This is a genomic window from uncultured Methylobacterium sp., from assembly GCF_964242245.1.
Taxonomy (GTDB): domain Bacteria; phylum Pseudomonadota; class Alphaproteobacteria; order Rhizobiales; family Beijerinckiaceae; genus Methylobacterium.
Genome location: NZ_CAXTBY010000122.1, coordinates 1 through 10,595 on the forward strand (window position 1 = coordinate 1; position 10,595 = coordinate 10,595).

Annotated in this window: 12 protein-coding genes and 1 pseudogene; 8 read left to right on the plus strand and 5 right to left on the minus strand. The window is 74.6% G+C overall.

Features of this window, described 5'->3' with window-relative positions:
• Nucleotides 1-229: 229 nt before the first annotated feature.
• Both ACFE8Y_RS18455 and ACFE8Y_RS18460 read right to left on the minus strand, forming a co-directional pair.
• A complete protein-coding gene (locus ACFE8Y_RS18455) occupies nt 230-1,783 on the minus strand; it encodes a DUF2336 domain-containing protein (protein ID WP_375465839.1) in 1,554 nt (517 codons plus the stop codon).
• Nucleotides 1,780-2,844: a lytic transglycosylase domain-containing protein gene (locus tag ACFE8Y_RS18460; RefSeq protein ID WP_375465840.1), complete on the minus strand. Its 1,065-nt coding sequence runs from the start codon at nt 2,842-2,844 to the stop codon at nt 1,780-1,782. Before ACFE8Y_RS18460 ends, ACFE8Y_RS18455 begins: the two co-directional genes overlap by 4 nt.
• A 117-nt stretch (nt 2,845-2,961) precedes the next feature.
• Between ACFE8Y_RS18460 and ACFE8Y_RS18465 the strand changes: the two genes are divergently transcribed.
• The 6 genes from ACFE8Y_RS18465 (at nt 2,962) to ACFE8Y_RS18490 (ending at nt 8,091) form a co-directional block, all read left to right on the plus strand.
• Nucleotides 2,962-3,645 carry an aldolase/citrate lyase family protein gene (locus ACFE8Y_RS18465; protein ID WP_375465841.1) on the plus strand — a complete coding sequence of 228 codons (684 nt, stop codon included), beginning with the start codon at nt 2,962-2,964 and terminating at the stop codon, nt 3,643-3,645.
• Between the two features lie 216 nt (nt 3,646-3,861).
• Complete coding sequence (locus ACFE8Y_RS18470) at nt 3,862-4,836, plus strand: ABC transporter substrate-binding protein (RefSeq protein WP_375465849.1); 975 nt, start codon at nt 3,862-3,864, stop codon at nt 4,834-4,836.
• Between the two features lie 29 nt (nt 4,837-4,865).
• Nucleotides 4,866-5,885: a FecCD family ABC transporter permease gene (locus ACFE8Y_RS18475; protein WP_375465850.1), complete on the plus strand. Its 1,020-nt coding sequence runs from the start codon at nt 4,866-4,868 to the stop codon at nt 5,883-5,885.
• Entirely contained in the window at nt 5,882-6,655 is a 774-nt protein-coding gene (locus ACFE8Y_RS18480) for an ABC transporter ATP-binding protein (RefSeq protein WP_375465842.1), read from the plus strand. Before ACFE8Y_RS18475 ends, ACFE8Y_RS18480 begins: the two co-directional genes overlap by 4 nt.
• Before the next feature lie 12 nt (nt 6,656-6,667).
• Nucleotides 6,668-7,162, plus strand: coding sequence for a tRNA (N6-threonylcarbamoyladenosine(37)-N6)-methyltransferase TrmO (gene tsaA, locus ACFE8Y_RS18485; RefSeq protein ID WP_375465843.1), 495 nt, complete (start codon nt 6,668-6,670; stop codon nt 7,160-7,162).
• Nucleotides 7,163-7,254: 92 nt separating this feature from the next.
• Nucleotides 7,255-8,091 (plus strand): substrate-binding domain-containing protein, encoded by an 837-nt coding sequence (locus ACFE8Y_RS18490; RefSeq protein WP_375465844.1) that lies wholly within the window; start codon nt 7,255-7,257, stop codon nt 8,089-8,091.
• Between the two features lie 103 nt (nt 8,092-8,194).
• Here ACFE8Y_RS18490 and ACFE8Y_RS18495 read toward each other — a convergent pair whose 3' ends face one another.
• From ACFE8Y_RS18495 to modA, 3 genes are read right to left on the minus strand one after another with little or no spacing between them, the layout of a single operon-like run.
• The gene (locus ACFE8Y_RS18495; protein ID WP_375465845.1) at nt 8,195-8,707 is read right to left on the minus strand and encodes a hypothetical protein; all 513 of its coding nucleotides are present in this window, start codon (nt 8,705-8,707) and stop codon (nt 8,195-8,197) included.
• Nucleotides 8,708-8,709: 2 nt separating this feature from the next.
• A complete protein-coding gene (locus tag ACFE8Y_RS18500) occupies nt 8,710-8,919 on the minus strand; it encodes a molybdopterin-binding protein (protein ID WP_375465846.1) in 210 nt (69 codons plus the stop codon).
• 33 nt (nt 8,920-8,952) lie between these two features.
• Nucleotides 8,953-9,726, minus strand: a complete 774-nt coding sequence (gene modA / locus ACFE8Y_RS18505; RefSeq protein WP_375465847.1) for a molybdate ABC transporter substrate-binding protein — start codon at nt 9,724-9,726, stop codon at nt 8,953-8,955.
• A 152-nt stretch (nt 9,727-9,878) separates the two neighbouring features.
• Here modA and ACFE8Y_RS18510 point away from each other — a divergent pair, with 152 nt between their 5' ends.
• Both ACFE8Y_RS18510 and ACFE8Y_RS18515 read left to right on the plus strand, forming a co-directional pair.
• Nucleotides 9,879-10,220, plus strand: coding sequence for a winged helix-turn-helix domain-containing protein (locus ACFE8Y_RS18510; protein WP_375465848.1), 342 nt, complete (start codon nt 9,879-9,881; stop codon nt 10,218-10,220).
• A 98-nt stretch (nt 10,221-10,318) separates the two neighbouring features.
• A pseudogene (locus ACFE8Y_RS18515) lies at nt 10,319-10,595 on the plus strand (hypothetical protein); the annotation flags it as partial.

The window sequence follows — 10,595 nt, forward strand, 5'->3', positions numbered from 1 at the left end:
CTAAAGGGGGAGGGAGCGCACGCAACCGAGCTCATCACCCGGAAACCGTATGAGAACGATCCGGAGAGACCTGATCCCTCACCCCAACCCTCTCCCGCTCGGGAGAGGGAGCCGCGTCGCGACGCGCGCGATCTGTGTGCAACGCGCCGTGGCGACGATGCGCGGATAGGGCCGGCGAGGGACCGCGCCGCATCGTTCGGGCCGGTGAGCGCACCGCCCGGCGAGCCGATCAGGCGGCGAGGCGCTCCCGCGCGGGGGCCTCGCGGTAGCGGGCGATGAGCGCGCCGGGCAGGGTGTCGAGCACGGCCGCGGCGGCCGCATCGATGGCGCCGTCGCCCGCGGCCTGCGCCGTGACAGCGCGGGTCTCGGCAGAGTCCGCCTCGGCGGCGCTCGCCACCGCAGCCGTCCGAACCCGCTCCTGCTCCTCGCGAAAGCTCGCCAGGATCGCGTCGGGCAGCGCGTCGAGGATCGTGCCGACTGGGTCGGTGCGCGTCGCCGCGGCGCCGATGCGGTCGCGCGGGTCGGGGGCCACCGGTTCGGGCGCCTCGCGCCTGTCCTCGAACGGAAGCGGATGGACCGCCTCGGCCAGGGCCGTGCGCCACTGGGCCTCCGTCGCCTGCGCCTCGCGGCGGGCGGCCTCGCGGGCCAGCGCTTCCTCGGCGATGGCGCGGGAGACCGTGCGGGCCTCGTCGCGGGCGGCCTCCGCCTCGTAGCGCGACAGCAGCGCCATTACGCCCTGCATCTCGGAGAACGGCATGTCCTCGCAGGCGGTGATCGCCCGCTCGATCATCCGCCGCGACAGGCCGGCCCCGCGCAGGCTGCTGGCGCCGTCGGCGGCCTCGCGCCACGCGCCGAGCGCGGCCACCACCGCCGGCAGCAGCGCCTCGGCGAGGCCGGCGCGGCGGTGCAGGTCGGCGATGCCGCGGGGTTCGCGCATCAGCGTGCCGACGCGGGCGTGGTCGAGTCCGGTGAGGTCGGAAAACGCAGTCTCGGCGAACGCCATCTGGCCCGAGAGGATCGCCCGCAGGATCAGCCCGGCGTTGAGCTGCCCGGTGGCGCGCAGGTGCCGGACCACGCGGGCCGTCGCCGCGGCGCCCGCCCCGTCGCAGAGGTCGAGCACCGTGCGCTCAGTCGTTTCCCGGCGCATCCGGTCGCAGCGCTCGGGCGAGAGCCAGCCGCACTCCGTGACGAAGGCCGAGAGCGTCCGCGCCAGCCGCGCGCCGACCGCGTGGCGCACCTCGATCGGCAGGTCGGCCCGCGCGAGCAGCGCCTCGCGCAGCGAGGCCTCGCCGCCGTGGCGCTCGACCATGCGCAGCATCCGCCCCGTGGTGATGCGGGCCGTGGGGTTGCGGGCGAGGACAGTGAGCGTGTCGACCCCGCCGATCTCGGCGAGCGCCCCGGCCACCGCGTGCGAGAGGTGGTGTCGGGCGGCGATCGTGGCGCGGACCGCGTCGCAGCCCATCGCGGCGGCGTCGACGAGGTCGGCGTCGGTCAGGACGGGCGAGGTCGCGAGCACGAGGCAGGCCACCTCGGTCTGGTCGCAGGCCAGCGCCACCACCACGGGGCGCGGGGCGCGGGCCGAGCCCGCGCAGGCCTCGGCCAGGGCGCGCCGCACGATGGGGGCCGGATCGTCGAGGAGCGCCAGGATCGCGGTCTTGGCCTCCCAGGCCGCGTCCGGCGCGAGGTTGCCGTAGAGGTAGGCTCGCGCGAGCGCCGCGGCGGCCTCCGCCCGGTGCCCGGCCGAGTTCGACTGGGTCGAGGCGAGGAACTGGCGGATGATCATGGGCCGCTCCGGTTCGCGAAGGAGGATGGGCTGGAGGCAGGGCGCGCGGCGAGCTCCGGCGGCCGGCGGGGCGGCAGCGGCGGGTTGACAAGCGCCGGGCCGCTCGCCGGCATGGCCGGGATCGCCCCGGTCGCCGCGGGCTCGGCCGACGCGACGGCCCCCGCCGGAACGGTCGAGTCCTGGCTCGAATCCGAGCGCGGGAAGTAGCTCGGCGCCGGGCGGACGACGTCCGCGGCGCGGCCCTGCCAGAGCTTGGCGACGCCCTCGGAGAGCGCGCCCTGGCGCCGGTCGGTCTGGAACAGGGTGCGCAGGTCGCCGCCGACCGCGGCGTAGGCGGTGGCCGCGGCCGGCAGCGTCGCGGCGGAGCCCTGCGCCAGCACAGTCACGTCGGTCGCCGTGCGGCCCTGGCCCACCGCCGACAGGCTGGCGTAGAGCTCCGCCGTGGTGCGAGGCCGCCCGGTGCGGTCGTAGAACAGCCCGCGGTTGGCGGCGGCGGCTTCCGGCATGTCGAGGGCTGCGGCCCGGTCCGGGTTCGTCCGCGCCGCCGCGATCAGCGTCGCCGCGCCCTTCGCGCCCAGCACGTGGGCCGCGTAGAGGTCGCCCGCGGTCGGCTCGCGCCCGAGCGCGGCGGCGAGCGCCTCGCCGTTCCGCTGGGTGAACGCGCCGGCCAAGGTCGCCGCGATCCTGGGGTCGCGCCTGAGGTCGAGGATCGCTTGGCGCTGGTCGGCATCCGCGACGGTGTAGGTGCCGTCGGGCCGCGCGACGATGGCGTCGGCGTAGGCCGACAGGCCGAGCTTCGCTCCGGCGCTCTTCATCACCCCGAGCCAAGTCTGCTCGATGAACTGGAACAGCCCGGTGGCGCTGGAAGTGCCGGCCCTGGCCGCCGGATCGAGGGCGGATTCGCGCTGCGCCGTGGCGAGCAGGTAGTCGAAACCGACGCCCGTGCTCTGCGCGCCCTCGCGGATCGCGTCGACCACCGGCCCCTGCGGCGTCGCGGCCCGCGGCGCCGCGGGGGCGGCGCCGGTCTCGCGGGGGCTGGAGGGGGTGGTGAACAGGAACATCGCTTGACGGTTCGAGGCGCGCGGGGCGCGGGAGCCGCACCGCGCGCCTCAGGAGATCGATCCTGTCGCATTCATGGTAAACAAAGCTTGAACCCTCACGGCCGATCCGACCCTGCCATGCGCGCCCTGCTGATCGCCTCCCCCGACGCGGACGAGCCCGCGTTGGGCCGCGCCGACGGACTGGTGCTCGCCCACGCGCCGGCCCGCGCCCCGCCCTGGCTCGCCGCCCTGCGCCGGCGCCCCGCGGCGCCCGCCCTCTACGTCCGGGTCGCGCCCGGCGCGCCCGACCTCGACGCGGCCCTGGCGCTCGCCCCCGACGGCATCGTCCTGCCGGGCGTCGAGGACGGCGCCGACCTCGCCCGCCTCGGATGCCGCCTCGCGGTCCACGAGGCGGAGGCGGGGCTGCCCGACGGCGCCACCCGCATCCTCGCCGGCCTCGGCACCGCCTGCGGCCTCCTCCGCATCGGCACGCTGCCCGGCGCGAGCCCGCGCCTCGCCGCCCTGTTCTGCGAGGTCTCGGACCTCGCCCGCGACCTCGGGCTCGAAGCCCGCGACCCGACGGAGCCGTGGCCCGCCCCGATCGCGCAGGCCCGTGGCCTCGTCGTGCTCGCCGCCGCCAGCGCCGGCGTGCCGGCCCTCGTCGCGGCCAGCGAGGCCGCCGGTCCCGACGCGGTGCTGCGGGCGGCCGAATCCGCGCGGCGGGACGGCTTCCGCGGCGGGTTCGCGCGGGATGCCGGGGCGGCGGCGCTCCTCGCCCGGGTGTTCGGGGCCGACCCGAAGCGGAGCGAGGACCCAAGCTGAGCGTCGGCGTCGCCGACCTCCTCTTGTCGCCCGGCGAATCGGAGCGGGTCCGCTCGCCGATCGGTCTCACGCGATCGGTCTCATGGCCCCCGGCGTCGACCGCGCCTAGGATGGCCCAGGACCACGAGCCGGACAGAGAACGCCCGCCGCATGCCGCCACGCCGTCATCTTCGCGGTCGCACGATCGCCCGCGCCCTGGCCCTGCTCGTGCTGAGCATGAGCCCCGCCGCGGCGCGTCCCTTCGTCGATGCGGCCGGCCGCACCGTCGAGGTGCCGGACCGCGTCGCCCGCGTGATCGCCGCCGGGCCGCCGGCCGCCGTGCTGCTCTACACCCTGGCGCCGGACCGGATGGCGGGATGGGTCCGGGCGCCCTCCCCCGAGGAGCGGCCCTACCTCGCGCCCGCGACCTGGGCGCTGCCGGCCACCGGGCGGCTGACCGGACGCGGCGGCACCGCCAACGTCGAGGCGGTGCTGGCGCTGAAGCCCGACCTGATCGTCGATGTCGGATCGACGGGGCCTACCTACGCGTCGCTCGCCGATCGCGTCCAGGCGCAGACCGGCATCCCCTACATCCTGCTCGACGGCGCGTTCGCCAGGACCGCCGACACCTACCGGCAGCTCGGCGCGCTGCTTGGCGCGGCCGAGGCGGCGTCGCTCGCGACCGAGGCGGACGCCGTCGTCGCGGAGGTCGCCACGCGCATCGCCGCGGTGCCGGAGGCGGAGCGCCCGCGGGTGTACTACGCCCGCGGCCCCCGCGGCCTGGAGACCGGGTTCTCCGGCTCGATCAACACCGAGATCCTGGACGTCGCCGGCGCCCGCAACGTCGCCACGGGCGGCAACGGCCTGTCGAACGTCTCGGCCGAGCAGGTGCTGGCCTGGAACCCGAACGTGATCGTCACCCTCGACCCGGCCTTCCGCCCGAGCGCCGCCGATCCGCTCTGGGGTGGGGTCGCGGCGGTGCGCGCGGGCCGGGTCTACCGCACGCCGACGCTGCCGTTCGCGTGGTTCGACGCGCCGCCCGGCGTCAACCGCCTGATCGGCGTGCGCTGGCTCGCAGGCCTGCTCTACCCGGCGCTGTTTCCCGAACCGCTGCCCGGGATCGTGCGGGATTTCTACAAGCGCTTCTACCACGTCGACCTCGATCCGGCGCAGGTCGAGGCGCTGCTCGCCGGCGCGGTGCCGGCCCGGTGACGCCGGCCCTAGCCGCCGCGCCCGGCACGATCCGCCGCCGCGCGTGGGTGCTCTCGCGGACGCTCCTCCCGGTGGCGGCGCTCGCCCTCCTCGTCCTCGTCTCGCTGGCGTCGGGAAAATTCCCGGTGCCGGTCGCCGAGGTGTTCGCGATCCTCGCACGCAAACTGGTTGGGGTCGCTGCCCAGGCCGATCCGGCGGCGCAGGCGGTGGTGCTCCAGGTCCGGCTGCCGCGGGTGGCGGCGGCCCTCGTCGTCGGGGCGGCGCTGTCGGCGGCCGGCGCGACCTACCAGGGCCTGTTCCGCAATCCCTTGGTCTCGCCGGACATCCTGGGGGTCTCGGCCGGCGCGGGCCTCGGGGCCGTGCTCGGGATCTTCCTGTCGCTTCCGGTCCTGGCGATCCAGGGCTTCGCGTTCGCCGGAGGGCTCGGGGCGGTCGCCGTCGTCTACGCGGTCGGCGCGCTCGTCCGCCGCCACGATCCGGTGCTGACGCTGGTGCTCGCGGGCGTCGCGGTCGGCGCGGTGCTCGGCTCGGCGATCTCGTTGCTGAAGGTGCTCGCCGACCCCTACAACCAGTTGCCCGCCATCACCTACTGGCTCCTCGGCAGCCTGTCGGCCGTCACCCTCAGTGACGTCGGCGCGATCCTGCCCGCGATCGGGCTCGGCCTCCTGCCGCTGGTGCTCCTGCGCTGGCGCATGAACCTGATGAGCCTCGGCGAGGAGGAGGCGCGGGCGCTGGGCGTCGAGACGCGCTGGCTGCGCCCGCTCTTCGTCGCGGCCGCGACCCTGGTGACGGCGGCGGCCGTGTCGGTGACGGGGGTCATCGGCTGGATCGGCCTGATCGTGCCCCACGTCGCGCGCGGGCTCGTCGGCCCGGACTTCCGCCGCCTGCTGCCGGCCTCGGCGCTACTGGGGGCCGGCTACCTCACGGCGGTCGACCTCGTCGCCCGCACGATCGCGCCGATCGAGGTGCCGCTCGGCATCCTCACGGCGCTCGTCGGGGCGCCGTTCTTCCTCTGGCTGCTGGCCGCGGGCAGGCGGGGCTGGGCGTGAGGCTCGCCGTCGAGAACCTCGCCTTCGGCCACGGCGCGCGCACCATCGGCGCGGACGTATCCTTCACCTTGGACGCCGGCGAGGTGCTGTGCCTGCTCGGGCCGAACGGCGGCGGCAAGACCACCCTGTTCAAGACGCTCCTCGGCCTGCTGCCGCCGCAGGCGGGCCGCATCCGCCTCGACGGCGCGGACGTTGCGCGGTGGTCGCGTGCGAAAGTCGCGCGCGCCATGGCCTACGTGCCGCAGGCGCACGCGGCGTTCTTCCCGTTCAGCGTGCGCGAGGTGGTGCTGATGGGCCGGGCCGCCCGGCTCAAGCCCTTCGCCGGCCCGGGCCGTGTCGACGCGGCGGCTGCGGACCGAGCGCTCGCGACGCTCGGCATCGGGCATCTGTCCGAGCGCATCTACACCGAGATCAGCGGCGGCGAGCGGCAGATGGTGCTGATCGCCCGGGCGCTCGCCGGCGAGCCGCAGGTCCTGATCATGGACGAGCCGACCGCGAGCCTCGATTTCGGCAACCAGACCCGCGTCCTGGAGCAGGTGCGCCGTCTCTCGGCCACCGGTATCGCCGTGGTGCTCTCGACCCACGATCCCGGCCACGCCTTCCTCTGCGCCGACCGCGTCGCGCTCCTGCACGGCGGTCGCCTGATCGCGCTCGGGCCGCCCGAGGCGACGATCACGCCGGAGACCCTGCGGCGGCTCTACGGCGTCGCGGTGGCGGTGGTGCCGCTTCCTGGGCACGGGCGCTCGGTCTGCACCCCGGTTCTGTCCTGAGGAAGGTCGAGCATGGTGCGCCTCAACGAGATCCGGGCGGGCGAGGTCGCCGTCGATCCGCCCGCCGCGACGGACGCGGGACTGGTCTACATCGGCCGCATCCGCACGCCGTGGACCGACCGCCTCGCCTGCCCGCGGCAGGGGCGGGCGGACGGCCCGGCCTGCCGGATCGAGCTGTTCGAGCCCTGGGTCGCGGCGCTGGACGGGCTGTCGGCCTACCCCCGGATCGAGGTGCTGTACTGGCTCGACGCCGCGCGGCGCGATCTCGTCCGCCAGAGCCCGGCCAATGACGGACTGACCCGAGGAACCTTCGCGCTCCGCTCGCCGGTGCGGCCGAATCCGATCGGCACGTCGATCGCGCACCTCGTCTCGATCGCGGGCGCCGTGCTCACGGTGCGCGGCCTCGACTGCCTCGACGGCACCCCGCTCCTCGACCTCAAGCCGGATCGCACCCTGTTCACGCCGATCGCGAAGCCGCAGCCGGGGGATTTCGAGACGGAGGCGTGACGCTCACGGGACGAAACGCCGGCCGGGACCTTGACGGACCTCGCGGTATGTTCAAGCGAATACAGCGTTGCCGATCCGACCCGGAGGTGCCGTTGCCCGTTTCGAACCCCCCATTCCGCCGCAGGATGCGCGGCGCCGCCCTGAGCCTGGGGCTCGTCGCCGCCTGCGCTCTCGCGCCCTTCGCGGCCTCCGCCGATCCGGTGCGGATCTACGCGGCCGGCAGCCTCGTGGCGGCGATGAAGGCGATCATCGCGGCCTCCGGCCTCGCCGAGGGCGCGGTCGCGGCCCCCGTCTTCGGCCCCGCCGGGCTGCTGCGCGCCCGGCTCGAAGCGGGCGAGCCGGCGGACCTGTTCCTGTCGGCCGATCTCGCCGGCCCCCGCCGCCTCGTCGCGCTGGGCAAGGCCAAGGGCGTCGTGCCGTTTGCCCGCAACAGCCTCTGCGTGCTGGCCCGCGACACCCTGAAGCTGACCCCCGACACGCTCCTCGACCGGCTGCTCGAGCCCACCCTGCGGCTGGCCACCTCGACGCCCGGCGCCGATCCCGGCGGCGACTACGCGCAGGCCGTGTTCGCGAGGGCCGAGGCCGCGCATCCCGGCGCCGGCGCGATCCTGGAGGCCAAGGCGCAGAGGCTGCTCGGATCGCCGGGCGCCATGGTGCCGGTGGCCGGCCGCAGCCCGAGCGCCACGGTGTTCCTCTCCGACCGGGCCGACGCGCTGCTGTACTATTGCAGCGGCCAGGGCGGCACGATGCGGGAGGCGCCCGGGCTCGCCCTGATCCTGCTGCCGCCCGCGCTCGCGGTGCCAGCGACCTACGGGATGGCGCTAATGTCGGACAGTCCCGACGCGACGCGGCTCGCGCTGTTCCTCGTCTCCGAGACGGGCCAGGCGATCCTCAAGCGCCACGAACTCGGGGCGATCGGCGAGCCTTGACGCGGGAGTCTCCGCCGACAACCGGCATCGGCGGACGGTCGAGATCCCGTCGAACAAGGTCGGATGACCGTCATGCCTCCCGGCTGGCGGCTCGGGGGCGCACCTACTCGGATCTGACGAACCCGACCTTGATGCTGCGCGCCGACGCACGGCTGATCTGGATCGTCACCGGTGCGGCGCGGAGCGCGAACCGCGCGCTCTTCCTGACCTCGGGACACCCGGCCTGAGCGCTGAGGGACGTCGGCTTGAGCGCCGTCGTCCCATCCTGCCCGATGTCGATCCAGGCGTCCTCGGAGACCGTCACGTGGTAGGTGCCGGCCTCGACCGGAGTCGCGACCGTGATGAATCCGGCGAAGGTTCCGGGCTTCGCGCTTCGGTCCGACGGGAAGGGCAGCGCGAGGTCCGCCGTCGGCTGCAGGTTGAGACGAACGCTCGCCCCCGTCGCGGGCAGCGCCGATCCCGAGGCGAGGACCGGAAGATCCGCGCCGGCAAACGCCGCCCGCTCGCGCTCCACCGACCACGCGAAGCGGGCGCAGGCCGAAATGTCCTGCGCCCTAGCGGACGGGGGCGCGAGGCTCGCCAGGGCTGCGGCGATCGCGAGCGCGCGGCGCGGCATCGTCAATCGACGGCGATCATCACGTCCGAGGCCTTGACCACGGCGTAGGCGTCAGCTCCGACCGCGAGCTTGAGGCTGTCGACGGCCTCGTTGGTGATCGCCGCGGTGACCACCTGCCCGGCGGCGATCTCGATCTTGACGTGGGCGGTGGTCGCGCCCTTCTCGACCGAGACGACACGCCCCTTGATGACGTTGCGCGCGGAGATCTTCATCGAACTGCCTTCACTGCTGACCGGATGCCGGCGTCACTTGCCGGCCGGGATCACGGAAAAACCCTGGGCCTCGAAGAACGGCTTGGCCGCCGCTCCTTTGAGGAAGTCGAGGAAGCGGGCGGCGCCCTCGCCCCTGGCCTCGGCCGTGACCGCGAACGGGTACACCACCGGCGGGTGGCTGTCCTGCGGGAACACGCCCACCACCTTCACGCCCGGATCGGACTTGGCGTCGCTCGCGTAGACCACGCCGAGCGGCGCCTCGCCGCGGGAGACCAGGGCGAGCGCCGCGCGCACGTTGTCGGCCTGCGCGAGCCGCGTCTGGATCGTGCCCCAGAGGCCGAGTTTCTCGAACGCGGTCTTGGCGTACTTGCCCACCGGCACGGAGTTGACCTCGCCGGTGGCAAGCCGCCCGTCCGCGCCCAGGATCCTGGCAAATCCCTCCGCGGTGAAGGCGATCTCGGTCTCCGTGGCGTCCTTGGGCGCCACCACGACGAGGCGGTTGCTCAGGAGGCTCACGCGGGTCTCGGGCCGGATGAGCTTCTTCTGGGCGAGGTAGTCCATCCATTCGAGGTCGGCCGAGGCGAACAGGTCGGCCGGTGCCCCCGACTCGATCTGGCGCGCCAGCGCGGAGGAGGCCGCGTAGCTCGCCTTGATCGCGATCCCGGTCTGAGCGGTGAAGGCCGCGCCGGCGTTGTCCAGCGCGTTCTTCAGGCTGGCGGCCGCGAACACCGTCGCGGTCTCGGCGGCCTCGGCCGCCGTTCCGAGGAGCAGGGCGGCGATGAGGACGGCGCGGGTGAGCTTGATCACGAAAACCTCCGATCGATCGGCCCGCGGATGCCACGCCGGCCGCGGTCGCTGTATACCAGCGGGCATATCGATGGCCAGGGCGCGATGGACCGCCGATCTGCGGTAAGGATCGGCCATGCCCGGCGGGGCGGCGCACGCGACGAGGAAACCCGATGGCAACTTTGAGCATCCGCATCGACCTCGGACCGGACAACCGCCTCGGTCCGGGCAAGGTGCGTCTGCTGGAGATGATCGCCGAGCACGGTTCGATCTCGGGAGCGGGCCGGGCGCTCGGCATGTCCTACCGTCGGGCCTGGATGCTGGTGGAGGCAATCAACACCGGCTTCGGCCGGCCCGTGGTCGAGGCGCAGATCGGCGGCAGGAGCGGGGGCGGCGCGCGGCTCTCCCCCTTCGGCATCGAGGTGGTGGCGCAGTACCGGGCGATCGAGCGCGCGGCGACCGCCGCCGCCGCCCCGTTCCTGGCCCACCTCGTCCCGGGCACCAGCGTGGTTTGACGGTTTCGAAGCTGCCGTGATCGGCGGCCCCTAGCCAGGGCGACGCCTTTCCGTCAGATTGGCTATATCTGAACGGATATAGCGCATACGAGGCATTGGTGAGCCGAAGCCCCCCTGTCGACGGACCGGCGCTGCGGGCGCTCGCGGCGAGCGGCGGCCGCCCGGCCTTCCTGCCGCCCGAGACGGACCCCGCCGAGAAGCCGCGCGACCGGATCTGGGAGCTGGCCGACACCCTGCACTGCTCGATCGTCGGCACCTGCCTGACCAACGCCGAGGCTCGCAGCCTCCTGGCCAAGCTCGGCCGGGCGGACGCGCGGACGATGACCGAGCACCGCCTGCACGGCGAGATCGTCCAGATGGCCGGGCGCCGGGACG